The sequence below is a fragment of the Kocuria sp. CPCC 205261 genome, from assembly GCF_040981025.1.
GTDB lineage: Bacteria > Actinomycetota > Actinomycetes > Actinomycetales > Micrococcaceae > Kocuria > Kocuria marina.
The window spans coordinates 80,336-105,185 of record NZ_JAVKPU010000001.1 but is presented as its reverse complement, the minus strand read 5'-3'; the positions used below and the strand labels follow the sequence as shown (position 1 = coordinate 105,185).

Annotated in this window: 26 protein-coding genes; 13 read left to right on the top strand and 13 right to left on the bottom strand. The window is 69.6% G+C overall.

The genetic code is table 11. From position 1 onward, the window contains the following. Positions 1–34 precede the first annotated feature (34 nt). The 5 genes from RF646_RS00435 to RF646_RS00415 all read left to right on the top strand — a co-directional run bounded on the left by RF646_RS00435 (position 35) and on the right by RF646_RS00415 (position 4,387). Entirely contained in the window at positions 35–892 is an 858-nt protein-coding gene (locus tag RF646_RS00435) for a PIG-L family deacetylase (protein WP_239319475.1), read from the top strand. Next, positions 889–1,374, top strand: a complete 486-nt coding sequence (locus RF646_RS00430; protein ID WP_240505702.1) for a hypothetical protein — start codon at positions 889–891, stop codon at positions 1,372–1,374. Before RF646_RS00435 ends, RF646_RS00430 begins: the two co-directional genes overlap by 4 nt. 62 nt (positions 1,375–1,436) lie before the next feature. Then, complete coding sequence (gene fdxA, locus RF646_RS00425; RefSeq protein ID WP_035965353.1) at positions 1,437–1,760, top strand: ferredoxin; 324 nt, start codon at positions 1,437–1,439, stop codon at positions 1,758–1,760. A 4-nt stretch (positions 1,761–1,764) separates the two neighbouring features. Then, entirely contained in the window at positions 1,765–2,910 is a 1,146-nt protein-coding gene (gene dapC, locus RF646_RS00420) for a succinyldiaminopimelate transaminase (RefSeq protein WP_144997940.1), read from the top strand. Positions 2,911–3,085: 175 nt separating this feature from the next. Beyond that, positions 3,086–4,387 carry a citrate synthase gene (locus RF646_RS00415; protein WP_064846064.1) on the top strand — a complete coding sequence of 434 codons (1,302 nt, stop codon included), beginning with the start codon at positions 3,086–3,088 and terminating at the stop codon, positions 4,385–4,387. Positions 4,388–4,539: 152 nt separating this feature from the next. Here the strand turns inward: RF646_RS00415 and galE are convergent, their stop codons facing one another. Both galE and dapD read right to left on the bottom strand, forming a co-directional pair. Continuing rightward, positions 4,540–5,556 (bottom strand): UDP-glucose 4-epimerase GalE, encoded by a 1,017-nt coding sequence (gene galE / locus RF646_RS00410; RefSeq protein ID WP_368834904.1) that lies wholly within the window; start codon positions 5,554–5,556, stop codon positions 4,540–4,542. Between the two features lie 112 nt (positions 5,557–5,668). Next, a complete protein-coding gene (gene dapD, locus RF646_RS00405) occupies positions 5,669–6,640 on the bottom strand; it encodes a 2,3,4,5-tetrahydropyridine-2,6-dicarboxylate N-succinyltransferase (RefSeq protein WP_085107164.1) in 972 nt (323 codons plus the stop codon). Between the two features lie 132 nt (positions 6,641–6,772). On the opposite strand from dapD, the gene dapE reads away from it, so the two are divergent. The 4 genes from dapE to RF646_RS00385 all read left to right on the top strand — a co-directional run bounded on the left by dapE (position 6,773) and on the right by RF646_RS00385 (position 10,565). Then, the gene (gene dapE, locus RF646_RS00400; RefSeq protein ID WP_064846067.1) at positions 6,773–7,876 is read left to right on the top strand and encodes a succinyl-diaminopimelate desuccinylase; all 1,104 of its coding nucleotides are present in this window, start codon (positions 6,773–6,775) and stop codon (positions 7,874–7,876) included. A 119-nt stretch (positions 7,877–7,995) separates the two neighbouring features. Next, a complete protein-coding gene (locus RF646_RS00395) occupies positions 7,996–8,967 on the top strand; it encodes a TIGR00730 family Rossman fold protein (protein ID WP_368834903.1) in 972 nt (323 codons plus the stop codon). After that, positions 8,964–10,238 carry a hypothetical protein gene (locus tag RF646_RS00390; protein ID WP_368834902.1) on the top strand — a complete coding sequence of 425 codons (1,275 nt, stop codon included), beginning with the start codon at positions 8,964–8,966 and terminating at the stop codon, positions 10,236–10,238. The genes RF646_RS00395 and RF646_RS00390 overlap by 4 nt, the downstream gene beginning before the upstream one ends. A 159-nt stretch (positions 10,239–10,397) precedes the next feature. Continuing rightward, entirely contained in the window at positions 10,398–10,565 is a 168-nt protein-coding gene (locus RF646_RS00385; RefSeq protein ID WP_064846068.1) for a DUF3117 domain-containing protein, read from the top strand. Positions 10,566–10,637: 72 nt separating this feature from the next. Here RF646_RS00385 and crcB read toward each other — a convergent pair whose 3' ends face one another. The 3 genes from crcB to RF646_RS00370 are packed head-to-tail and all read right to left on the bottom strand — an operon-like array spanning position 10,638 to position 12,069. Continuing rightward, a complete protein-coding gene (gene crcB, locus RF646_RS00380) occupies positions 10,638–11,009 on the bottom strand; it encodes a fluoride efflux transporter CrcB (RefSeq protein WP_085107172.1) in 372 nt (123 codons plus the stop codon). After that, positions 11,006–11,440, bottom strand: a complete 435-nt coding sequence (locus RF646_RS00375) for a CrcB family protein (protein ID WP_144997945.1) — start codon at positions 11,438–11,440, stop codon at positions 11,006–11,008. Before RF646_RS00375 ends, crcB begins: the two co-directional genes overlap by 4 nt. Further along, positions 11,437–12,069, bottom strand: coding sequence for an O-methyltransferase (locus RF646_RS00370; RefSeq protein WP_064846071.1), 633 nt, complete (start codon positions 12,067–12,069; stop codon positions 11,437–11,439). The genes RF646_RS00375 and RF646_RS00370 overlap by 4 nt, the downstream gene beginning before the upstream one ends. A gap of 316 nt (positions 12,070–12,385) precedes the next feature. Here RF646_RS00370 and RF646_RS00365 point away from each other — a divergent pair, with 316 nt between their 5' ends. Beyond that, entirely contained in the window at positions 12,386–13,003 is a 618-nt protein-coding gene (locus RF646_RS00365; RefSeq protein WP_144997947.1) for a hypothetical protein, read from the top strand. Positions 13,004–13,049: 46 nt separating this feature from the next. Further along, positions 13,050–13,409: a sec-independent translocase gene (locus RF646_RS00360; RefSeq protein ID WP_064846073.1), complete on the top strand. Its 360-nt coding sequence runs from the start codon at positions 13,050–13,052 to the stop codon at positions 13,407–13,409. A 198-nt stretch (positions 13,410–13,607) separates the two neighbouring features. Here the strand turns inward: RF646_RS00360 and RF646_RS00355 are convergent, their stop codons facing one another. The 3 genes from RF646_RS00355 to RF646_RS00345 are packed head-to-tail and all read right to left on the bottom strand — an operon-like array spanning position 13,608 to position 16,748. Beyond that, positions 13,608–14,795 carry a P-loop NTPase gene (locus RF646_RS00355; protein ID WP_085107178.1) on the bottom strand — a complete coding sequence of 396 codons (1,188 nt, stop codon included), beginning with the start codon at positions 14,793–14,795 and terminating at the stop codon, positions 13,608–13,610. Continuing rightward, positions 14,792–15,457 carry a DUF1003 domain-containing protein gene (locus RF646_RS00350; protein WP_239319526.1) on the bottom strand — a complete coding sequence of 222 codons (666 nt, stop codon included), beginning with the start codon at positions 15,455–15,457 and terminating at the stop codon, positions 14,792–14,794. The genes RF646_RS00355 and RF646_RS00350 overlap by 4 nt, the downstream gene beginning before the upstream one ends. Then, positions 15,450–16,748, bottom strand: a complete 1,299-nt coding sequence (locus RF646_RS00345; RefSeq protein WP_035965335.1) for a CBS domain-containing protein — start codon at positions 16,746–16,748, stop codon at positions 15,450–15,452. The genes RF646_RS00350 and RF646_RS00345 overlap by 8 nt, the downstream gene beginning before the upstream one ends. A gap of 181 nt (positions 16,749–16,929) precedes the next feature. Here RF646_RS00345 and RF646_RS00340 point away from each other — a divergent pair, with 181 nt between their 5' ends. Beyond that, positions 16,930–18,018 (top strand): general stress protein, encoded by a 1,089-nt coding sequence (locus tag RF646_RS00340; RefSeq protein ID WP_368834901.1) that lies wholly within the window; start codon positions 16,930–16,932, stop codon positions 18,016–18,018. A 262-nt stretch (positions 18,019–18,280) separates the two neighbouring features. Here RF646_RS00340 and RF646_RS00335 read toward each other — a convergent pair whose 3' ends face one another. Next, positions 18,281–19,888 (bottom strand): aminopeptidase P family protein, encoded by a 1,608-nt coding sequence (locus tag RF646_RS00335; RefSeq protein WP_144997951.1) that lies wholly within the window; start codon positions 19,886–19,888, stop codon positions 18,281–18,283. 199 nt (positions 19,889–20,087) lie between these two features. Here RF646_RS00335 and RF646_RS00330 point away from each other — a divergent pair, with 199 nt between their 5' ends. Beyond that, positions 20,088–20,939 carry a PHP domain-containing protein gene (locus RF646_RS00330; protein WP_368834900.1) on the top strand — a complete coding sequence of 284 codons (852 nt, stop codon included), beginning with the start codon at positions 20,088–20,090 and terminating at the stop codon, positions 20,937–20,939. 71 nt (positions 20,940–21,010) lie between these two features. Here RF646_RS00330 and RF646_RS00325 read toward each other — a convergent pair whose 3' ends face one another. From RF646_RS00325 to RF646_RS00310, 4 genes are all read right to left on the bottom strand, one after another. Then, a complete protein-coding gene (locus RF646_RS00325; RefSeq protein WP_368814141.1) occupies positions 21,011–21,883 on the bottom strand; it encodes a site-specific DNA-methyltransferase in 873 nt (290 codons plus the stop codon). Beyond that, positions 21,884–23,506, bottom strand: a complete 1,623-nt coding sequence (locus RF646_RS00320) for a DEAD/DEAH box helicase (RefSeq protein ID WP_368835172.1) — start codon at positions 23,504–23,506, stop codon at positions 21,884–21,886. It lies immediately after the preceding gene. A 337-nt stretch (positions 23,507–23,843) separates the two neighbouring features. Next, positions 23,844–24,077 (bottom strand): DUF3107 domain-containing protein, encoded by a 234-nt coding sequence (locus RF646_RS00315; protein WP_035965329.1) that lies wholly within the window; start codon positions 24,075–24,077, stop codon positions 23,844–23,846. 90 nt (positions 24,078–24,167) lie between these two features. Further along, positions 24,168–24,848, bottom strand: coding sequence for a TetR/AcrR family transcriptional regulator (locus tag RF646_RS00310; protein ID WP_085107688.1), 681 nt, complete (start codon positions 24,846–24,848; stop codon positions 24,168–24,170). Between the last annotated feature and the right edge of the window lie 2 nt (positions 24,849–24,850).

Here is a 24,850-nt window from a genome sequence, read left to right as displayed (position 1 = left end):
ATACCCGGGCGGGGGACACGCGACCGAGGGGGCGGTGGAGACACTGCTCCCCGGGGGCGTGGACCCCGCCCGGGCTCGTGTGTTGTGGGTGCACGCCCACCCGGACGACGAAGCCATCGTCACGGGCGTATCCATCGGGTACTACGGCGCGCTGGGCGCCACCACGGTGTTGCTGACCATGACGCGCGGCGAACGCGGTGAGGTTATCCCGCCCGCCCTGCGTCATCTCGAGGTGGGCCAACCCGGGTGCCCGGACACCGACGGCACCGCGCTGGGGCTCTACCGCGTGGGTGAGCTCGACGCCGCCGCAGCCGCCATGGGGCTCGCGGACCGGTTCTTCGCGGGGGAGCCCCCCGCCCACGATCCCGCCGAGGGTTTCGCCAACGGCGCGGACAAGTACGTGGATTCCGGGATGAGCTGGGGGCCCGACGGCCGCCCGCAGCCCGCCGAGGACGTCTCACCCGCAGCGCTCACGGCGGCGGATCCGCAGGAGGCCGCCGCCCACGTGGCCGCAGCTATCCGCGCGGTGCGCCCCCACGCCGTGATCACCTACGACGACGACGGCGGGTACGGTCACCCGGACCACGTGGCCACGCACGGGGTCACGCTGCGCGCCGTGGACCTCGCAGCGTCAGCACCGGACACCGCCCACGACGCGTGGGACGTCCCCCTGACGTGGGGGATCGAGAGCGACGTGAACCCCTCGGACGAACGGCCGCAAGCGGCGATCCACGGTGATCTGGCGGTGAAGCGCGCCGCAATGGCGGCGCACGCCACACAGATCACCCTGGGCGAGGACCCGCAGGGCACCACGTACGAGCTATCCAACGGCGTGCCGCAGACCCTCAGCGCTACCGAGACGTTCCGCCTGTTACGCCGGGGCGGACAATGAGCGCGTCCGGACTGCGCCGCACCGCCCCGTGGGAGAGCGCCCCGGCCGTGCAGACCGCCGGCGACCACGCGCCCGGGGGAGCCGAGAAGCAACGGCCGGGAGCGGCGTCATCGTTGGTGACGGCACTGCTCACGGGACTCGTGGCGGGAGCGGTGGCCACGGCCATGCACGCCAACATCTGGTACCTGGACGGTTGGTGGCTCCCGTGGGGGCTCGTATTCTCCGGGGCGCTGCTGCTGTGCGCGAGCGTGTGGTGCGGTACCGCGACCCGGCGCGTGTGGGCGGCTGCCGTCCCAGGGCTCGTGACGTACGTGATTGCCTGGGCCACCGCGTACCTGCGAGAGGGCTCGGCGCTCGTGGTCACCACGTGGGCCGAGCCCGTGGGGATCGTGGGGTTGCTGTGGTTCGCCGTGATCTTCGTGGCGGTCATGGCCTCCGTGATTGTTACGGGGCATTGGCTGGTGCGCTCGCGGGCGCGGTAGCCTCGAATGCCCGCCGCTAGAATGGTCGAGGACTTGGGAACAGAAGGAGAGGTTCGTCAACCGTGACTTACGTAATTGCGCAGCCGTGCGTGGATGTCAAGGACAAGGCCTGCGTGGAGGAATGTCCCGTGGACTGCATCTACGAGGGCGAGCGATCCCTGTACATCCACCCGGACGAGTGCGTGGACTGCGGGGCGTGCGAACCGGTGTGCCCCGTGGAGGCCATCTACTACGAGGACGACACCCCCGAGGAATGGGCCGAGTACTACAAGGCGAACGTGGAGTTCTTCGACGATCTGGGCTCTCCGGGTGGGGCCGCCAAGCTCGGCAACACCCACAAGGACCACCCCATGATCGCGGAACTGCCCCCGCAGAACCAGGACTGATCCGGTGAGCGTGGCCCGCGGATTCGGTCTGAACCTGCCCGACTACCCCTGGAACTCCCTTGCGCCGTACCGCCGGACCGCGCAGGAGCACCCGGATGGTGTGGTGGACCTGTCCATCGGGACCCCGGTGGACCCCACGCCGCTCGTGATCCAGGATGCGCTCGCCGCCGCGGCGGACGCCCCCGGGTATCCCACGACGCACGGGACCCCCGCGCTGCGGGAGGCCGTGGCCGCGTGGTTCGCCGATCGTCGCGGTGTGCCCGACCTGGACCCGGACGCCGTGATGCCCACGGTGGGTTCCAAGGAACTCGTCGCATGGCTGCCGCTGTTGCTGGGTCTGGGCCCGGGCGACGTCGTAGTGCGTCCCGTGGTCGCCTACCCCACGTACGACATCGGGGCGCAGATCGCCGGCGCCGAGGCCGTGGCCGCGGACTCGCTGGACGAGCTCGAGCCCTCGGTGCGCGAGCGCGTGCGCATGGTGTGGGTCAACTCGCCGGGCAATCCCACGGGCATCGTGCGAGACGCGCAGAGTCTCAAGCGGCTCGTGGACCAGGCCCGCTCGCAGGGGGCCGTGGTGGTCTCCGACGAGTGCTACGCCGAGCTCGGCTGGGGTCAGTGGGATCCCGCACGCGGTGGCGAACCCGTGCCGTCCGTCCTGGACCCGCGCGTGAGCGGCGGGGACACGTCCCTGCTGTTCAGCGCGTACTCGCTGTCCAAGCAGTCGAACCTCGCGGGCTACCGCGCCGCGTTCCTCACGGGTGACCCCGCGCTGATGCCCTCGCTCATCAACTCGCGCAAGCACGCCGGGATGATCGTGCCCTATCCCGTGCAGGAAGCCATGCGCGTGGCCCTGGGGGACACCGCCCACGTGACGGCGCAGAAGAACCTCTACCGGCAGCGGCGCGAGGCACTCAAGCCCGCCGTGGAGGCTTTCGGGCTCACGATCGAGCATTCCGAGGCCGGCTTGTACCTGTGGGCCACCGCCGGTGAGGACACGTGGGACACCGTGGAACGCTTCGCGCGCCTGGGCATCGTGGTGGGCCCCGGGACCTTCTACGGGGACGCCGGGCACGGCTACGTGCGGCTGTCCCTGACCGCGAGCGACGAGCGCATGGCGGCCGCCGTGCAACGGCTCTCAGGCGCCGTCTGAGCCCGCCGCACACGGGTGGGCAAGTGGAATCCCGATCACACCAACGGGTAGGTTGGTGGGGAATGACATCGTGTTCCCGCCCGGTGCGCACCGACCCGAACCGCCACGACGGCGTGGGGGTGAACCGGACCGCGAACCCGTCGTGGAACACCTAGCGAACCGTGAAGGACACATCATGGCAGAGGCCAAGAAGTCCACCGACAAGGTGGAGCTGAACTACGAGAAGGGCAAGTCCCTCGAGCTCCCCGTACTGGAGGTGACCGAGGGCAACAAGGGCTACGGCGTGGGTTCCCTGCTCAAGGAGACCGGCAACGTCAGCTTCGACCCCGGGTTCGTGAACACCGCGAACACGCGCTCCACGGTGACCTACATCGACGGCGCCCAGGGCATCCTGCGCTACCGCGGCTACCCCATCGAGGAGCTTGCGGAGCACTCCAACTTCCTGGAGACCGCCTACCTGCTGATCTACGGCGAGCTTCCCACGCGTGAGCAGTACGAGGACTTCCAGCACCGCATCACCACGCACACCATGGTGCACGAGGACATCAAGATGTTCTTCAACGGCTTCCCCCGCTCCGCGCACCCCATGCCCGTGCTGTCCTCGGCCGTGTCCGCGCTGTCCACCTTCTACTCGGACTCCCTGGACCCGTTCAACAAGGAGCACGTGGAGATCTCCACCATCCGCCTGCTCGCAAAGGTCCCCACTCTGGCCGCGTACGCGTACAAGAAGTCCGTGGGCGAGCCGCAGCTGTACCCCCATAACAACCTCAACTACGCGGAGAACTTCCTGCGCATGTGCTTCGGTGTGCCCGCCGAGGACTACGAGGTGGACCCGGTGGTCGCCAAGACCCTGGACATCCTGTTCATGCTGCACGCGGACCACGAGCAGAACTGCTCCACCTCCACGGTGCGCCTGGTGGGTTCCTCCCACGCCAACATGTTCGCGTCCGTCTCCGCGGGCATCAACGCCCTCTACGGCCCGCTGCACGGCGGTGCCAATGAGGCCGTGCTGGCCATGCTGGACCAGATCCAGAATCGTGGGCTCTCCGCGGACGAGTTCATGGAGAAGGTCAAGAACAAGGAGGACGGCGTCCGCCTCATGGGGTTCGGGCACCGTGTCTACAAGAACTACGATCCCCGTGCCCGCATCATCAAGGGCTACGCGCACGACGTCCTGGCCAAGATGGGCGGCAACAACGAGCTGCTGGACCTGGCCATCGGCCTGGAGGAGAAGGCCCTCGCGGACGACTACTTCGTGGAGCGCAAGCTCTACCCGAACGTGGACTTCTACACGGGTTTGATCTACAAGGCCATGGGCTTCCCGGAGAAGATGTTCACCGTGCTCTTCGCGATCGGCCGCCTGCCCGGCTGGATCGCGCAGTGGCGCGAGATGATCGAGGACCCCGAGACCAAGATCGGCCGCCCCCGCCAGCTCTACGTGGGCGAGGGTGAGCGCCACTACCCGACCGCCAACTGAGTTTCCCGGTCAAACCGACGAGCCCCGATCACCGTTCGGTGATCGGGGCTCGTTCGTCGGTGCGGGCACGACGCCGCCGCGCGGCGGCTCCGGAGGGCCGGGCCGTCGTCGGCGCGCGCCGCGCCCGCTACCCGACGACGCCGCCGCTCGGCTCAGCCGTCGTAACCGTTCGGGTTGTTCTTCTGCCAGTTCCAGTGGTCCCGGCACATGGTGTCGATGTCCCGGTCCGCGGACCAGCCCAGCTCGGCGAGGGCGGAGGCGGGATCGGCGTAGGACACAGCGGCGTCGCCGGGGCGGCGCGGGGCGATCTCGTAGGGGATCTCCCGGCCCGAGGCCTTCTGGAATGCCTCGCGGACCTCCAGCACGGAGTAGCCGCGGCCGGTGCCCAGGTTCCACACGTGCACGCCGTGGTCCCGGCTGATCCGGTCCAGGGCACGTAGGTGCCCGTCCGCGAGGTCCACCACGTGGATGTAGTCGCGCACGCCGGTGCCGTCCGGGGTGGGGTAGTCGTCGCCGAAGACCATGAGCTTCTCGCGCCGGCCCACGGCCACCTGCGCGACAAACGGCATGAGGTTGTTGGGGATCCCCGAGGGGTCCTCACCGATCCGCCCGGACTCGTGCGCGCCCACGGGGTTGAAGTAGCGCAGCAGGGCCACGGACCAGCGGTCATCGGAGGCCGCGAGGTCCGCGAGCATGTCCTCGATGTGTTCCTTGGTACGGCCGTACGGGTTCTGCGCGTCCATGGATAGCTTCTCGGTCAGCGGCATGGTCTCCGGGGCGCCGTACACGGTGGCCGAGGACGAGAACACGATGCTGCGGCACCCGTTCTCCTCCATGGCCCACAACAGGTTCACGGTCCCGCTGACGTTGTTCGTGTAGTACCACAGCGGCTTCTGCGCCGATTCCCCCACGGCCTTGAGCCCCGCGAAGTGGATCACGGCGTCCGGGCGGTGCTGCGTGAACACGCGGTCCAGACCCTCGCGGTCCAGCAGGTCCACCTCTTCGAACGCCGCGACGTCGCGTCCGGCGAGTTCCGCCACCCGCTCGAGCGACGTCTTGGTCGAATTGGACAGGTTGTCCAGGACGACGACGTCGTGCCCCGCCTCGAGCAGCGCCAGAACCGTGTGCGAGCCGATGTACCCGGTTCCCCCGGTGACAAGAATCTTCATGGTCCCCACCCTATCCAGTGGACCTCACGAAAACGCGCGGCCGGGCCCGCGAGCTGCGGGACCCGGCCGAGCGGCGTCGTCGTCGCGATCCGTGGACGCGCGACGGCGGGGATCAATTGGCGTGCAGTGCGGCGTTGAGCTCCACCGTGCTGCCCTGGCGGGGCAGCGCCTCCACGGCGCCGTTGGTGGAATTGCGGCGGAACAGCAGGTTGTTCACGCCGGAGAGCTCGGACGCCTTGACCACGCGGGGTTCGGCGCCGCCCTCGATGAGGCTCACGCGGGTACCGGCGGTGACATACAGGCCGGCCTCGACGACGCAGTCGTCACCCAGGGAGATGCCCACGCCCGCGTTGGCGCCCAGCAGGCAGCGCTGGCCCAGCGTGATCCGCTGCTTGCCGCCGCCGGACAGCGTGCCCATGATGGATGCGCCGCCGCCCACGTCCGTGTGGTCGTGGACCACGACGCCGGCGGAGATCCGGCCCTCAACCATGGCCTCGCCGAGCGTGCCGGCGTTGAAGTTCACGAACCCCTCGTGCATCACGGTGGTGCCCTCGCCCAGGTAGGCACCGAGGCGCACGCGGTCCGCGTCACCGATGCGCACACCCGAGGGCACCACGTAATCGACCATGCGCGGGAACTTGTCCACGCCGAGCACGGTCACGGTCCCGCCGGCGCGCAGGCGCAGCAGGGAGCGGGTCAGTTCCTCCGCGAGCACGGGACCGCGGCTGGTCCACGCCACGTTCGCGAGCTTGCCGAAGACGCCGTCCAGGTTGAGGGTGTTGGGCCGCACCAAGCGGTGGGACAGCAGGTGCAGGCGCAGGTAGGCGTCCGCGGCGTCCTGGGGTGCCTCGTCCAGGTTGATCACGGTGGTCACGATCTCGGAGCGCACGTTGCGATCCGGGTCCGTGGTGGCGGCCACGCGCAGATCCGCCTCGTAGCTCGTATCCGGGTTGGCGCTCAGGCTCGGCGCAGGGTAGAAGACGTCCAGCACGGTCCCCTCCCGCTCGCCGGAGTCCACCACGGTGGCCAGCCCCACTCCGGAGGCGATACGGGAATTCTCGGTGCTCTCGCTCGTTGAAGTCATGGGCCCATCCTAAAAGATGCCCCGTGACCCGGTGGTAGATGACCCGACCCGCGCGGCTCGTCAATGAGGCCCCGCGGCAGCCGACCGCGACGCCCACTGCGGGGCGCAGGGGCAAACTGTAGGCTGGCACGCATGAGTTCAGACGCTTCCGTGACCCTCGACCTCACCATGGATCCCGCGGATCTGACCGCCGCGCTCGTGGACGTGGAGTCCGTGTCCGATCACGAGGGCCCCCTGGCCGACGCCGTCGAAACAGCCCTGCGCGCTCTGCCCCATCTCAGTGTCCACCGGGACGGGGACACCGTGATCGCCCGCACGGACCGCGGCCGAGACGAACGCGTGATCCTCGCCGGCCACCTGGACACCGTGCCCCTGCCCACCGTGGAGGGATCGCTGGGCGGGGTCCCGGCCACGCGGCGTCGGGAAGCGGACGGGGACGTGATCTACGGCCGCGGCACCACCGACATGAAGGGCGGTGTGGCCGTCCAACTGGTGCTCGCGCACGAACTCACCGAGCCCAACCGGGACGTCACCTACGTGTTCTACGACCACGAAGAGGTCTCGAGCGATGCGAGCGGGCTGGGCCGCGTGATGCGCAACAGCCCCGAACTGCTCGAGGCGGACTTCGCGGTGCTGCTCGAACCGACCAACGGGACCGTGGAGGGCGGGTGCAACGGCACCATGCGTTTCCGGATCACGACCCACGGCAAGGCCGCCCACTCCGGGCGCTCGTGGATCGGGGAGAACGCGATCCACAAGCAGGCGGACGTCCTGGCCCGGTTGAGCGCGTACGAGGCGCGCACCGTGACCGTGGAGGGCCTCGACTACCGTGAAGGGCTCAATGCGATCCGGATCGGCGGGGGAGTCGCGGGCAACGTGATCCCGGACACCGCGTGGGTCGAGGTCAACTACCGCTTCGCCCCGGACAAGTCCCTCGAGCAGGCACAGGACCACATGCGCGAGGTCTTCACCGGGTACGAGCTCGAGTGGCAGGACCTCTCGCCGGCGGCCCGTCCCGGGCTGGACCGGCCCTCCGCCGCGCAGTTCGTGGCCGCCGTGGGGCGGGAGCCCATGCCCAAGTACGGCTGGACCGACGTCGCCCGCTTCTCGGAGGCCGGGGTGCCTGCCGTGAACTTCGGCCCCGGGGACGCCCTGCTCGCCCACACCGACGACGAGCACGTGTTCGACGACGCCGTCCGGGCCTGCCACCGTGCGCTCGCGTCCTGGTTGTCCTGAGCGCGGGGTGATCGGGTATCCGATCCGAGGCGGGGGAGGTTGGCTCGAGTACTCACCGCGTTGCATGCCGCAGGGGAGTTCTGCGGCGTCGTGCAGCACGAGAACGTAGCCTGGTGGGCATGCACACCCCTGAGACACCGCACGAACGTTCCCTACCCCCCGAGCGTCACAAGGGGCCGGTGGTGCTGCGCCGCAAACAGCTGCATCGGCGCACGTCCGACCAGCGTTTCCTGGACCAGCGCCCCGCCGAACCGGACGACTTCACCCGCACCGACCCGTGGCGCGTCCTGCGGATCCAGGCGGAGTTCGTCGAAGGCTTCGACGCACTCGCGAACCTGGGCCCCGCCGTCTCGGTCTTCGGGTCGGCGCGCACCGCGCCGGGGCACCCGGAGTACGAGCTCGCGCGCGAGCTGGGACGGGAAATCGGCAAAGCCGGCTACGCCGTGGTCACGGGCGGCGGCCCCGGCGTGATGGAGGCCGCGAACAGGGGAGCGGTGGACGTGGGCGCGCACTCGGTAGGGATCGGCATCGAGCTGCCCCACGAACAGCGCCTCAATGACTGGGTGGACCTGGGCATCAACTTCCGCTACTTCTTCGCGCGCAAGACCATGTTCGTGAAGTACAGCCAGGGCTTCGTGGCGCTGCCGGGCGGCTTCGGTACGCTCGACGAACTCTTCGAGGCACTGACCCTCGTGCAGACGGGCAAGATCACGCGTTTCCCGGTGATCCTGGTGGGCACGGACTACTGGGGCCCGTTGCTGGACTGGATCACCACCACGCTGGTGGCCGACGGCAAGGTCTCCACCGCGGACCTCGAACTGTTCCGGGTCACGGACAGCGTGGCCGAGGTCGTGGAGATCCTCACCGCGGTCCACGCCGACGACGACGGCATCCCGGTCTCCGGCCCCGCCCCGGGTGTCTCTCCCGTCCCGGGGAAGGCAGCGGTCGACGCCGCGGCGCCCGGTTCCGGGGGCGACGACGCCGCTCCCGCGGATGGCGCGCGCGGTTCCGTGCGCGGCGACACCGACCCTGGCACCGCAATACCCCGTTCCAGGGGCGACGACGCTCGCGCCCCCGGTTCCGGCGCGTGAGTTCCACGGCGGTGGCGGACCCCGCGCGCAGCGCGCACGACTCCCGTGCGGGGAGGATGCGTCGACTGTGGGCGGCGGCTCCGTGGTGGCTCGCCGTGCTCGTGGTCTACGGGGTGTCGCGGGTCTGGGGCTGGACGGTGTTCACGGTCGTGGGTGCCCAACAGGGTCCCGGGCCGTGGGGCAACGGCGCCCTGGGGTACCTGGATTTCGTGAACACGTGGGACGCCGACTGGTACCACACCATCTTCCGGGAGGGGTATCCGTTCCAGGTGCCCCGGGACTCGCTGGGCACGGTGTCCGAGAACGCGTGGGCGTTCTACCCCGTGTTCCCGCTGCTCGTGCGCGGCATCGACGCACTGACCGGGACCGGGTGGGCCGTCACGGCCGCCACGGTGTCCCTCGTGGCCGGTTTTGGTGCGGCCCTGGTGTTCTACCGACTGGTGTGCCAAGCACCCGTGATGGCCGCGCCCCGCACTCCCGGGGGCGTCTCACGCCCGGCACTGTGGGCCGTGGCGGTGTTCGCGTTCAACCCCGTGGCACCCGTGCTGCAGACCGCGTACGCCGAGGCGCTGAGCATGCTGTTCTTGCTGAGCGCCATGTTGTGCGTCGTGCGGGACCGGCCCGTGTGGGCCACCGTGTTCGTGGTGGCGCAGGCACTGACCCGACCCACCGGCGTGGCCCTGGCCGCGGCGCTGGGGGTGTGGTGGTTGTGGCGCAGCGTGGGGGACGTGCTCGCGCGACGTCGGGCGTGGTACCGGTGCCTGGACCGCTGGCTCGTGGTGGCGCTGATCGCGTGTGCTGCCGCCCTCGCGTGGCCGGCCATCGCGTGGGTCGTCACCCGGGAGCCCATGGCCTACACCGAGACGGAGGCCGCCTGGCGCGGGAGCCAGCACGTGATCCCCGTGTTGCCCTGGTTCCACGAGGCCACTGATCTGCTGGGCCCGATCGCCGGACTCGTCGCTCCCGTGGTGCTCGTGGCGGCGGTCGTGATGCTGCTGCGTTCGGACACGGTCAAGCGGGCCCTGCCGTTCTTTGTCCGTGTGTGGATCGCGGCCTACGGGTGCTATCTGCTGCTCGTGCTCAACCCGCAGAGCTCCACGTTCCGGTTGCTGTTGCCGTGGGCGCCGCTCGCCGCCGCCCTGGTGCACGTGAGCGACTCGCGCGCCTATCGGGTGCTGCTCGTGATCTTCGGGGCAGTGCTGCAGATCGTGTGGGTCGGGTGGCTGTGGCATTGGAAGCAACTACCCGGCGGTGGCGACTACCCGCCGTGACCCCGTGCGGCGGCCCATGCCGCAGGCGCTGTCCACACACGCGCTGTGCGCTACGGCACAGATGGTTCCGAGCGCTCCCGCGTCGTGTGCCGGGTCACGGTACTGGCTGAGCGTTCGATAAGATAGCGAGCGTAAGTACTCACGAAGAGGAGCTCATAAATGGCGGCCATGAAGCCGAGGACGGGTGACGGACCCATGGAGGTCACCAAAGAAGGACGCAGTCTGATCATGCGGGTCCCCCTGGAAGGCGGAGGGCGTCTGGTGGTGGAACTCAAGTCGGACGAGGCCGCGGAATTGCGCGAGTGCTTGGCTTCGGTGACGCAGTAGCACCGACACCCCCCACGCCCGTGTCGCGAGGGCCCTTCACATCGAGTGAGGGGCCCTCGCGGCGTTCGGGGCTCAGAACGCCCAGTGGCTCCCGAGGGTGAGCCCCGCGGCCACGGCGAGCAGGCTCCACAGGACGGTTCCGAGCACCGACACCACCGCGGCCCCGGCACGTTGTTCTCGCGCGAGCCGTACGGCGTCCACCATGGCCGTGGAGAACGTGGTGTAGCCACCGCACAGCCCGGTGCCCAGGGCGAGCGTCCACACGGGTCCCAGAACCGCGCTCAGTCCGGTGACCACACCGAGCACGAACGACCCCGTCACGTTGATCAGCAGTGTGGCCGCGGGGAAGGTGGGAGCCCACCGGGCGGTGATCCCGCGGTCCAGGAGGAAACGCAGGACCGCTCCCACGGCGCCGCCCAGGGCCACGGCGGGTACCGCGATCACCGCGCCGCTCCCGCGGTGGGCGTGCCGCGGCGTCGTCCCCGGAGCCAGGCGCCCACCGCGAGACCCGCGGCCGCGGCGGCCAGCCCCGCGACGAGCATCAGCACCGCGTCACCGAACGCGGCCGCGCTCGCCCCGGAGCGCACGCGCTCCCACAGCTCCAGTGCGAAGGTCGAGTAGGTGGTGAACCCGCCGAGAAGCCCGGTGCCGAGCAGCATGCGCGCGGTGTGGGCACCACGGCGCTCGCGGCCGGGGCGGGTGAGCGCTTCGAGCAGCAGCCCGAGCAGGAAGGCGCCGGAGGCATTGACCGCGAACGTGGCCCACGACCACCCGGATCCTGCCGGAATCACGAGGGACACCCACCAGCGGGCCAGACTCCCCGCAGCGCCGCCGAGGGCCACGAGTCCGGCGTCCTTGAACAGGGAGCCGCTCACAGCCGGACGGCCAGCAGTACACCCGTTCCCGTGGGCACCACGGCCGTGGACAACCGCGGTTCGTCCCGCAGGGTGCGCACGACGTCGCGCATGATCACGGTCTCCTCCTGGCGCTGCGCGGGCTGGGGGACTAGGTCCTGGTGCAGGGCGTCGTTGACCACGAGCATCCCGCCGTGACGCAGCAACCGGGCGCCCTCGATGACGTACTCGGCGGTGTTGACCACGTCCGCGTCGATGAACACCATGTCGTACGCGTTCTCGGTGAGCCGCGGCAGCACCAGGGAGGCCGCACCGGAAATCGTGCGGGTGCGTTTGGTTTCGAAACCGGCCTCGCGGAACGTGTCCCGCGCGGCGCGCAGGGCCCGGATGTCGGTGTCGATGGTCGTGAGGACGGACTCGGACGGCATCCCGCGCAGCAGCGCGAGCCCCGAGACGCCCGCACCGGTGCCCACTTCCACCACGGTCGCGGGGCGGGACGACGACGCCAGGACGGTCAGCAGCGCCGCGGTGGCCGGGGTCACGGGGTCCAAGCGCAGGGCCAGGGAGCGCTCGCGCGCACGGAAAGCGGTTTCGTCCTCCGTGGCGTAGGCCTCGCAATAGGCCCAGCTCGTGGTTTTATCCGTGCTCATGGACGCGGCGTGCCCTTCACTGCTGTGTGTGCCCGGATCCCCGCGGACCCAGCGCTTCGACGTGGCGGGCCCGGCGTCATGTCCGGGCTCACGGTGCTTCAGCTTATCGCGGTCTGAGGGCACCGCCGGGAACGCCCGGTCGGTGTCCAGATCGCTGTCAGAATCCTGCCGCACAATGGGGGCGTCGAACGCGGCCGCCGCAGGGCGGTCGCAGCAGGGGACGAACAGGGAGGGGGACGGAGTGTCCACACGGGTCGCGGGTCGCAGCAGGGTGCGCCGGCCCTGGCGTTGGCCGAGTCGGCGGACCGTGGGTCTCATGACCGCCTTCGCGGCCTGCGTGTGCGTAGCCCTGCTGACCACCGCCGTGTGGAGCGTGGGCAAGCAGGTGCAGCAGCGCCAGAGCGCGGACGCTCGGTCGGAGGCCACGTGGTCACCCGGCCCCCGGGGAATGGTAGATACCACCTCGGAGGCCGACATCCAGAGCCTGCGCGCCCGGGGGTGGGCCGTTCCGGGTCTGGCCGCGAAGGGGTACTCGGTCGCGGACATCCAACAGTCGCAGGTGGGGGGCCAGCCCGTCGTGGCGGTGGCCCTGCACAATGATCACGGCTCGGTGACCATCGTGGAGCAGCGCGGTGACATCAATCCCGACAACCCCATGGACGGCATCACCGGGCTCCCCGTGGGCGCCGAGGGCATGCACCGGTCGGTGCTCGACGGCGCGCGGTTGTGGGTGGACCGCTCCCAACCGTGGCGCGCGGTGATGGTGCGCCCGGACGCCGTGTACACCCTCACATCGGACACCGCACCGGCCACCCTGGCCCAGACCGTGAGCGCAGTCGTGGCGGAGGACCGGGGACGGGTCAGCCTGCCCTCGCAGAAGGACGAGAGTTTCGGGGCCACGGTCGCGGAGGGACTCAAGGAAATTTTCGGTTAAGGACCGCCCCCACCGGGGCGTTCCACGACGTTGATAGGCTCAGCGGGTGTTCGGGATTTCAGGCGGGGAAGCCATCATCATTCTCATCGTGGCCCTGGTGATCATCGGGCCCGAGCGGTTGCCCGAGTACGCCGAGAAGTTCAAGGACATGGTCAAGTCCATCCGGCGCTACGCCACGGGTGCCACGGACGATCTCAAGGAGACTCTCGGCCCGGAATTCTCGGACCTCGACTGGCGCAAGCTCGACCCCCGGCAGTACGACCCGCGCGTGATCGTGCGTGAAGCGCTGCTCGAGGACGACGAGGAACAGAACCGCCACCAGTACGAGGCCTCCACCGTGGCCGCACCCACGGTGCGACGGCTCGCACGAGGCGAACGCGCCCCGTTCGACACCGAGGCCACGTGAGCCGTCGAGCGCGGCGTGAGCAACCGGCCGCCGCGTGAGCAACCAGCCGCTGCGCTATCGGCCGCGCGCCGCGTGAGCTGACAGCCGTCCCGTCATCAGACCGACGCCGCGCGTAGGTCGACGCCGCGTGAACAGACGGGTAGGTGCCGGGCGAGCGGGAACCGGGCCGTGCGGCGGCGTCGTCCCGAGGGAGATCGCTCAACCGCGCGGCGTGATGCCCAGATTCTTACCGGCCAGCCCGCGGCCCTGCTGATCCAGGGCGCGCGCGACGGCCCACAGCTGCTCGGCGGCGGGGGAGTTCGGCCGATCCCATACCGCGGGCACGCCGCGGTCCGAGGCCTCCCGCACGGTGACGTCCAGGGGGACGCTGCCGAGCAGGGGGACGGGGTAGCCCAGGCGCTCGGACAGCGAGCTCGCGATCGTCTCGCCACCGCCCGCTCCGAAGACCTCCATGCGCGTGCCGTCCGGCATGACCATCGCGGACATGTTCTCGACGACGCCCGTGACCTTCTGCTCGGTCTGCTCGGCGAGCGTCCCCGAACGCTGGGCCACGCTCACGGCGGCGTGCTGGGGCGTGGAGACCACGACCACGCCCGAACGGGGCAGCAGCTGACCCACCGAGATGGCGATGTCCCCCGTGCCCGGGGGCAGGTCCAGGAGCAGGTGGTCCAGGTCCCCGAAGTGCACGTCCGTGAGGAACTGCTCCACCGCGCGGTGCAGCATGGGGCCGCGCCACGCCACGGGCTGGGCGGGATCCACGAACATCCCGATCGAGATCACCTTGAGCACCCCGCGCGAGCGGTGACCGGCCCCAGCCGCGCTGTCCTCGGGCCGGCGGTCCGCACCCTCCGGGACCTCCACGACGGGCGGCAGGATCATGTCCCCCACGCGCGTGGGTGGTTGCGCGATCCCCAGCAGACCGGGTACTGAGAAGCCGTGGATGTCCGCGTCCACGATGCCCACGGTGCGTCCCATCGCGGCCAGCGCGGCGGCGATGTTCACCGTCACGCTGGACTTTCCCACCCCGCCCTTGCCGCTCGTGATCGCGTGCACGCGGGTGAGTGAATGCGGGTCCGCGAACGGGTTGGTGCGGTGGTGCCCGAGCTTCTCCTGCAGTTCCTGGCGCTGCGCCGGGGTCATCACACCCACGTCCACGGCGACGTCGCGGACGTCCGGGAGCTCGTTCAGGGCGGCACGGAGATCCGCTTCGATCGTCGTGCGCATGGGGCACCCGGAGACCGTGAGCAGCACGGTCACGCGTGCCGTCCCGCCTTCGAGGACGGCCTCGGGGATCATCCCGAGCTCGGTCACCGGGCGGCGTAGCTCGGGGTCGATCACGCCGTCCAGGGCTGCGCGCAGTCGGGGGTCGATGGTGCTCCCGTTCACTGATGCGGTCCTTCCTGCTCGGGGTCCTCGAGCTCGATCTTCTTCGCGCGCGGGGCCCTGGTGGAGCCGTCGGACTTCTTGCCCTCGGACTTCTTGGTCTTGGACTTGGTGGCCTGGGACTGCGCGGCGGCCTGATCGGCGGCGCGGCGGTCCTGGTCCTCGAGGATCTCCTCGAGCAGCCCGCGCAACTCGGAGCGGACGTAGTCGCGGGTCGCGACCTCGCGCAACGCAATGCGCAGGGACGCGATCTCCCGGGTGAGGTACTCGGTGTCCGCGAGGTTCTGTTGCCCGCGTTTACGGTCCTCCTCGGCGACCACGCGGTCACGGTCGTCCTGCCGGTTCTGCGCGAGCAGCAACAAGGGGGCGGCGTAGGAGGCCTGCAGCGAGAGCATCAGTGTCAGCAGCGTGAAGTTCAACGCGCGCGGATCGAACTGCATGCTCTCGGGCGCCACGGTGTTCCACGCCAACCACACCGTGACGAACACGGTCATCCACAGCAGGAACTGGGGCGTGCCCATCCAGCGGGCGAAGGACTCCGTGAGCCGCCCGAAGGCGTCCGGGTTGGGGCGGAAGCGGGTCAGGTACCCTGGGCGTTTCTCGCGCGGTTGGTCCAGGGGGCCGGGCGAATACTGCGAGGACGCGCTGCGCCGGGGATTACTCATACCGCTTACCCACCTTCCGGACCGGGGTTCCGTCGTCGTACGTGCGCCAGTCCTCAGGCAGCAGGGCGTCCAGGACGTCGTCGATCGTGACCGCACCCACGAGCCGGTCCTGGTCGTTGACGACCGGCAGGATCGTGAGGTCGTACGTGGCCAGTTCGCGAGCGACGTCGGCTAAGGACGCCTGGTCCGAGACGGGCTCGATGGACCGATCGATTAGGTTACCAATCGCCTCGGGCGGCGGGTAACGCAGCAGTCGCTGCGTGTGCACGAGACCCAGGTACTTACCCGTGGGGGTCTCGAGCGGCGGGCGGCACACGAGCACCGCGGACGCCGCGGCCGGGATGATCTCCTCCTGGCGGATGTGCGCGAGCGCTTCCGCCACGGTGGCCTCCGGGGGCAGCACGATGGGGACGGGCGTCATGAGCGAACCGGCCGTGCCCTCCTCGTACTCGCGCAGGCGCCGGACGTCCTCCGCGTCCTCGGGTTCCATCATGGTGATGAACCGCTCGGCCTCCGCTTCCGGCAGTTCGTTGAGCAGGTCGGTCGCGTCGTCGGGGTCCATCTCGGCGAGCAGCGTGACGGCGCGCTCGTTGTCCAGGTGGGTCAAAATGAAGACCTGGTCGTCCTCCGGCAGCTCCTCGAGCACGTCCGCAAGCCGCTCGTCCTGCAGTTCCGCCGCGATCTCGAGCTTGCGCTTGTCCGGCATGTCCCGCAGCTCGTCCGCGATGTCCGCGGCCTGGTCCTCCTCGTGCTGCGCGATCCACTGCGTGGCCGGTTGCGGCCCCGCGTTGGACGGGTCGTCCGCGTCCTCCCAGTCCACCACGAGCGTCTGATTTCGACGCCGGATCAAGCCTCCCGTGGCCTGCGACCTGCGCACGAACAACTGCGAGATGACCCAGTCACCCCGGTTGTTGCTCTTCTCCATGGCCACGTCCTCGATCGTGGCGGTCCCGGAACCGTCCAACAGCACTACGGTGCGGTCGAAGAGCTCACCCACGGCCAGCGTCTCGGCACCGCGCTGCTCGAAGCGGCGCAGGTTCACGAGCCCGGTGGAGATGATCTGCTCCGCGTCGATGCTCGTAACACGCGTCATGGGCACGAACACACGCTTCTTCCCGAGCACCTCCACCACGAGACCCACGACGAGCGGGCGGGTGCGCACCGACGGTTTGCTACCCGGGCGCAACAGCACCACGACGTCGCGCAATCGCCCCAGGCGGTCGCCCAACGGGTCGAAGACGTCCAGGCCGATGAGTCTCGCGACGAAGATCTTGGAAAGGTTTGTGCTCACCCGCCCAGCCTAGTGAACCGTGCTGTGCGGTCCCATTCCTGGAGTGGGGGATCAGAACCCGGGCGATACCGGTTGCTGGGCACCCGATACGGGGTGGGTTCACCGGCCGCCGTGTTCACCCGCTGCGATGATCCAGGGTTTTCCCGGCGGGCTCATGGGTGACTACGGGACAATGGATGGCATGAGCAACTCGAAACGAGGCCCCGCCCAACTGTCCATCGCCCCGGAAATGCCCCGCGGTGAGGTGGTGGGCCGTTACCGGACCTACGCCCTGGCGCAGAAAGCCGTTGACTACATGGCGGACGAACACTTCCCCGTGGCCATGGTCTCGATCATCGGCAGCGACCTCAAGTCCGTGGAGCAGGTCACCGGTCGGCTCTCCTACCCCAAGGTCGCCCTGCAGGGTGCGCTCAACGGTCTGGTCTTCGGCGCGTTCTTCGGCCTTTTGATGTCCCTGCTGGGCGGGGCCAACATGGCTTCGTCCCTGTTGCTCACCATGATCCTCGGTGGTGCGTTCTGGATGCTCATGGCCACCATCACGTACGCCATGTCCCGCGGCAAGCGGGACTTCACCTCGACCAGCAGGATCGTGGCGGGCAGCTACGAGGTCCTCGCCGCCCCGGAGGTCGCGGGTCAGGCCCGCCAGGTGCTCAACGGCATGGAGGGCGGCCACGTGGTGGGGCAGCGCGGGCAGAACCCGGGTCAGGGGCACCGCGGTCCCGCCGGTCCACAGGGCAGCCAGTACCCCGGTGGCCCGCAGTACGGTGGACCGGCCCAGGGCGGTCCCGTCCAGGGCGGACGGCCGGGCGCTCCGGGTCAGGGCGCCCCGGTTCACGGTGCTCCGGTGCAGGGTGATCCCGGGGGACAGAACGCTCCCGGCGGTTCCGAGCCGCGCTACGGTGTGTTTCTCCCGGGTGCAGATCAGCAGCAGGAAGACACCAACCGTTCCGCGAAGTTCCCGGACCTCCCGGACGGACGCCCGCAGTACGGTATCCGGCTCGAACCCTCCGACGCCGCCCCGGCCGGTGGACAGCCCGCACCGCAGGCCCCCGCGAACGCCGCCGCTCCGTCCCACCCCGCGGCCGACGCTCCCGCTCCCTCCACAGACGGGGCGTCATCGGGCACGATCCCCGCGAACCCGGCTCAGTCGGCCGACCGCGCGGCGCCGTGGACACAGCCTGGTACCCCCGAGGCACCGCGCGAGGGCGGGTCCACCCCGCACAACGGACAGGACACGACCCAGCGGCCGCACGGCGAGGACCAGCGCTGACCCACGGCACACGCGCAACAAAATTTCGGGCACGCCAGAGCCACAAATGGTGCCCGAAGATGGCGCGGGAGTGACTGGGAGTTGCGGCGCCCGTGGATGGCCCCGCGACATACGACTAACGACATTTCGGACAGTGTGAGGCCACTTTCGGCCCCCGAATGTGGCCCGGGAGTGACTGGGAGTTCGGCGACGTCACGCACAGAGAGTGATCCCCGGGTCCCGACATGCGGGCCCGGGGATCACTCTCTAGGTGTTCCGGGGGTTACGCCGCGGGGCCAGCGCTGGGGCCCACGTTCTCGTCCCGGTTCCAGATGCCCTGGATCCACGACTCCACGTCGTCGGGGTTGCGGGGGAGGGCCTCGGAGAGGTTCTCGTTGCCCTGCTCGGTGATCAGCACGTCGTCCTCGATGCGCACACCGATGCCGCGGTACTCCTCGGGGATCGCGAGGTCCTCGTTCTTGAAGTACAACCCGGGCTCGATCGTGAACACCATCCCCGGCTCGATCACAGCGTCCAGGTAGAGCTCACGCTTGGCCTGGGCGCAGTCGTGCACGTCCAGTCCCAGGTGGTGGCTCGTGCCGTGCGGCATCCAGCGGCGGTGGTGCTGACCGGCCTCGGACAGGGAGACCTCCGCGGACACCGGCAACAGCCCCCATTCCTCGAGCCGCTGGGCGAGCACCTTCATGGCCGCGGCGTGGAGGTCCCGGAACTTGTTACCGGGGACGGCGACGTCGAACGCGGCGTCCGCGGCGTCGAGCACGGCCTGGTAGATCCGGCGCTGCACGTCCGTGTAGCTGCCGGTCACGGGCAGGGTGCGGGTGAGGTCCGCGGTGTAGAGCGACTCGGCCTCCACACCCGCGTCCACGAGGATCAGCTCGCCCGGCTTGACCGAGCCGTTGTTGCGGATCCAGTGCAGCACGGTCGCGTTGTTCCCGGACGCCGCGATGGTGTCGTAGCCGAGGTCGTTGCCCTCGAGCCGGGCGCGAGAGAAGAACGCGCCCTCGACGACGCGCTCGCCGCGTTCACCGCCGATCGCGCGCGGCAGCACGGAGACGATGTCCTCGAAACCGCGGATTGTGGCCGCCACGGCCTCGCGCAACTGCCCGATCTCGTACTCGTCCTTGATGAGCCGCAGCTCGCTCAGGGCCTCGGCCAGGGTCGCGTCCTTGGTGTCCGACTGCTCGAGGTCCACGCCCGTGTTGATCCGGGAGGTGTCCACGAGCGCGTCCATGTTCAGGTCCACGTCCCGCACCAAACGAATGCTGAGACCACCCAGGGCGGTGTTGCCTGCGTCCTTGGTGACCGCGGTCTCCAGAGCGGAGAGGTCCTCGGTGGGCAGCGCGAACTCGTCACGCAATTGCGCCAGCGTGGGGCGGGGCCCCACCCAGAACTCACCGTTCTTGGCATCCGCGTAGAACTCCGCGGAGTCCCGCCCGGCCATGGGGTGGAAGTACAGGGTGGAGGTGTGGTCGCTGCCGTCGTCTCCCTGACCCTGCTCGGTGGGTTCCATGACCAGCACGGCCTCGGGCTCGTGGTCCACTCCCATGCCCGTGAGGTGCGCGAACGCGGAGTGCGGGCGGAAGCGATAGTCGGTGTCGTTCGAGCGCACCTTGGGGGCGCCCGCGGGGATCACGAGGCGCTCGCCGGGGAACATCCGGGAGAGCCGGGCACGGCGCTGAGCGGCGAACTCCGCGACCTCGGCGCGCGGCGTCGTCGTGTGCTCCGGAGCGGCCCAACCCGAGGCCATGAACTCGCGGAACTCCGCGTTGTCGGGGCGCTGCGAGCGGTTGTCCACCCGCTCGTCCATGGGCTGCGCGGCGTCCTCGCTCGCGTGATGGGAAGCGGTGGGGTGTGCTGAGCCTTGGCTCATGGACGCGGTCATCTCCTTCGGGGCGCGGGCTCCCGCGCGGGTCGCGATGCTGGCGGAATGTTCTCGTCCATGGTGCCACGCCGGTCAACCCTGGCCCGGGGGCAGCGAGGACCGGGCGATCGGTAGCGATGGCTCGGCCTCGTCCGGTCGGCGCGTATCGCGGGCCGACCCACCGCGGTCCGCGGGTATCGTGGAGGTGATGAGAATCGACCTGCACACCCACTCCAACGCGTCGGACGGTACGGAGTCCCCAGCGGACGTGGCCCGCGCGGCACACCGGGCCGGGCTCAACGTCTTCGCGCTCACCGATCACGACACCACCGCGGGGTGGCAGGAGGCGGGGGACACCGCCGTGTCCCTGGGGGTCGCGTTCGTACCCGGCATGGAGATCACGTGCACCACCGCGGGCGGTATCTCGGTGCACATGCTCAGCTATCTGCACGGCCCGGACCACGCACCGCTGCTGGACGCGATCGAGGAGTCCCGGCGCAGCCGACTCTTCCGCGCGCACAAGATGGTGGACCTGCTCGCGCAGGACTACCCGATCAGCTGGGACGACGTCATGGCCCACGTGAGTCCCGAGGCCACGGTGGGCCGCCCGCACATCGCGGACGCCCTGGTGGAGCTGGGCGTCGTCCCAAACCGCTCTGCCGCGTTCTCGGACATGCTCTCCGGGCGATCTAAGTACTACGTGCGGCACATGGCCCTGGACCCGGTGCAGGCCATCAAACTCGTGCGCGCGGCGGGCGGGGTCCCGGTGTGCGCGCACCCCATGGCCCCGTTGCGCGGTCGCGTGGCCACCCCGGTTGATTTCAACGCGATGATCGACGCCGGTCTGGCCGGCGTGGAAGTCGCCCACCGGGACAACCCGGACGAGTCCCGCGCGGTGCTCATGAAGCTCGCCGCGGACCACGATCTCATCGTCACGGGATCCAGCGACTACCACGGCGCGGGCAAGCCCAATCGGTTGGGGGAGAACTCCACGTCCGTGCGTTCGCTCACGAGGATCTGCGAACAGGCCACCTCCGGGGTGGAGGTCCGCTGGCCGTGAGGCCGGGGTGCACGGCGCGGTCCTGACGACGTGTCGAAGAACAGTCGGGATGCAGCGGCTCGTGAACCGGATCAGGACGCGCTGAACACCGCCGTATCCGGCAGGCGCCGACGCATGACGTCCACGGCCTCGGGGTTGGAGTCCACGCACACGAACTTCCGGCCCAGTTGCTCGCTGACCGCGCCCGTGGTCCCCGAGCCTGCGAAGAAGTCCAGCACCCAGTCCCCGGGACGCGAGGACGCCGTGACGATCCGGCGCAACACCCCGGCGGGTTTCTGCGTGGGATAACCGGTCTTTTCCTTGCCCGTGGGGGAGACGATCGTGTGCCACCACACGTCCGTGGGCAGCTTGCCGCGCGCGGCTTTGACGGGACCCACGAGCCCCGGGGCCATGTACGGCTCCCGGTCCACGTCCGCGGAGTTGAAGTGGTAGGCGGTCGGATCCTTGACGTAGACCAGGATCGTGTCGTGCTTGGCTGGCCATCGTTTGGCGGTGCGTCCGCCGAAGTCGTAGGCCCAGATGATCTCGTTGAGGAAGCACCGGCGGCCGAACAGCGCGTCCAGCAGCACCTTGACGTAGTGCACCTCGCGGTAGTCCAGGTGCACGTACAGCGTCCCGTGCGTGGCCAGCACGCGCCGGGCATGCATCAGCCGGGGTTCCAGGAAGCCCAGGTAGTCCGCGAACGAGTCCTCGTAGCGCAGCAACGAGCCCATGATCGTTTCGTAGGAACGCCCCGCGAAGCCCACGCGATCGCCCTCGCCCGCGGTAACGGGGACGGAGCGAGTGGTGCGGCGCACCTGGTCCCTGCCCGTGTTGAACGGGGGGTCCAGGTACACCAGGGAGAACGCCTCGTCCGGCAGCCCCTCCAGCACGCTGAGGTTCTCACCGTGCACGATCGCGCTGGTGCCCTCCGCATCGAATGCGAAGGGCTCCCACTGCGCCATCTACACTCCCGCTGCAGAGGACTGCTGCGCCTGCTGACCGCCCTGGGCAGCCTTGTTCTGCCCCGAGGAACGACGACGCCGCCGGCGCCGCTTGGTGCCCTCGCCCGTGTCCTCCACGGAGGTCTCCCGGGAACGCTCGCCTTGCTCGGAGCGGGGCCGCTGGTTCTCCGCGTGGGAGCGCCCCGCGGAGCCGCCGCGGGGGTCGGAACCGCCCGAGCGGCGTCGTGCGCCGGAGCCGTTGCGGCCACCGGAACCACCGCGACCGTCGCGGCCCGAACGCTTCTCGGAGTGCTGCGGCCTGCCGTCGCCGAGGTCCTCGAGCTCCTCGGCGTCGAGGCCCTCGAGCGTGCGCTGCGACTTGGGCAGCTTGCCCTTGACGCCGCGCGGGATGTTCAGGTCCGTGTAGAGGTGATCGGAGGACGAGTAGGTCTCCACGGGTTCGGGCACGCCCAGCTCGAGGGCATTGTCGATCAGGCGCCAGCGGGGGACGTCGTCCCAGTCCACGAACGTGATGGCCGTGCCCTTGTTGCCCGCGCGCCCGGTGCGCCCGGTGCGGTGCAGGTAAGTCTTCTCGTCCTCGGGGCACTGGAAGTTGATCACGTGGGTGACGTCCTCAACGTCGATCCCTCGCGCGGCGACGTCCGTGGCCACAAGCACGTCCACCTTGCCGTGACGGAACGCGCGCAGCGCCTGCTCGCGGGCACCCTGGCCCAGGTCGCCGTGCAGGGGAGCGGCGGCGAAACCGCGGTGGATGAGCTCGTCCGCGAGCTTGGCGGCCGCGCGTTTGGTACGCGTGAAGATGATGGTCCGTCCCCGGCCCTCGGCCTGCAGGATGCGCGCGACGACCTCGTCCTTGTCCAGGTGGTGGGCGCGGTAGATGACCTGACGGATGTCCTTCTTGGTGCTGCCCTCGTCCGGGGCGGCCGCACGGATGTGCATGGGCCGGGACATGTACCGCCGTGCCATGGCCACCACGGGGCCGGGCATGGTCGCGGAGAACAGCATGGTTTGGCGCACCTGCGGAACCGTGGCCAGCAGCTTCTCCACGTCCGGGAGGAAGCCCAGGTCCAGCATCTCGTCCGCCTCGTCCAGCACGACCATGCGCACGTGGCTCAGGTCCAGGAAGTGCTGGCGGTTGAGGTCGATCAGGCGCCCGGGGGTGCCCACGACGACCTCCACGCCCTTTTCGAGCTCGGCGATCTGCGACTCGTAGGGGCGGCCACCGTAGATCGTGGCCACGCGGGCGTTGCGGGTCTTGGCGGCGATCGCGAGGTCGCTGCCCACCTGGACCGCGAGCTCACGCGTGGGGACCACGATCAATGCCTGGGGGGCGCCGGGCTTCTTCAACTGGGCCCAGCCGTCGTCGTCACGGCCCACGGCGCGCTGCAGTGCGGGGATGCCGAAACCGAGGGTCTTGCCGGTACCGGTCTTGGCCTGGCCGATGATGTCCTGGCCGGACAGCGCGATGGGCAGCGTCATGGCCTGGATGGGGAACGGGGAGGTGATGCCGTGCTCGGCGAGCGCGTCCACGATGTCCTGGCGGACGCCGAAGTCCGCGAACGAAGACTCGGTCACGGGTTCGGCGGTGTCGACCGCCTGGGTCCCGGCCTCGTCCGGCTCGATGATGTCGTGTTCGGGTGTTGCAGTGATATCGGTCACGAATGTCCTTCACGGGTCGGCGCGGGGCACCACACCGGATCATCGGCCGGGCCGTCCCGGAGGACGGAGCGGCACGAAGCGGGGGCCGCCGCGCTGTGAGAGGAAGCCGATCGTGAAACGCACCCCGCCCGGGCGCTCAGCGGAAGGCGCGGGACCTTCCGGGCGCGGGCCGAAGCCGGGTAACAAGTGAACGTGACGGTCTCATGGGACGACCGGTCATCCTGATAAACAGCTCCAGTGTACCCGCAAAACGGTGAGGCCCCCGGACGCGGTGGTCCGGGGGCCTCACGGCGTGGGCGGTTCAGCCGAGGGGCAGGGGGGTGAAACCCACCTTTCGCTTGGTCTCCTGGCCGGTCTCCACGTAGCCGATGCTCGCGGAGGGGACCACGGTGGTGGAACCCTTGGTGTCCTGCAGCACGAGCGGTGCGCCGGAGCTCAGCGCCTCCGTGACCTTGGTCTGCACCTCGTCCGCGGAGAGGTCGGCGTTGACCACGAGCTCGCGGGCCACGTTCTGAATCCCGATCTTGATTTCCATGAGTACCTCCTGCGGCGTCACCGGCCCACGGTGATCACGGGCCGGACCATGTCTTCCAGGTGCCGCGCACCCCGGTGAGGGGCGGGCGCGTCAGCCTCGGTCGTTGCCGATCAGTTTAGGAGCAGGTTCCCGGCGCTCCTCGTCGAGCGTCCTGATTCCGCCCCAGGCTAAACGGAAAATCCGGTCCTGGACCTCTTCGCGTGTGCCCGCTTCCGGGTGGCGGGTCCAGAACACAGCGGAGGTCTGGACCAGGTGCACGAGGCCCCGGGACAGCATGGTGGCCTGGGCCGGTGGCATGCCCGCTTTGGGCCCGAGCACCGCGGCCACGGCCACGGCGATCCCCTGGTAGAACTCGTCCAGTTGCGCCGCGACCTCGGGGAAGGACATGAGGTCCGCGCTGAACACGAGCCGATGGGCCTCCGGCCGGCTGTTCACGAACTCGAAGTGGGTGTCGATCACGTTCTGCACCCGCGCCTTGTTGGTCTCGGCGTTGGCCAGGGACCGCTCGAGCTTCTCGGACAGTTCCGCGAGCGTGAACTGCACGAGCGCCAGGAACAGGTCCCGCTTACCCGGGAAGTGCTGGTAGAGCACCGGTTTGGAGACCCCGGCCGCGGCGGCGATCTCGTCCATGGAGGTCGAGTGGTAGCCGCCTTCGGAAAACACCCGCAGTGCCGTGCTCAACAGCTGCTCCCGCCGCTGGTCCCGGGTCATGCGAGGGGCCCGCGTGTGGCCGGTGGGCGCGGGCGCGTCGCGTGCATCGGGAGCGTTCATGG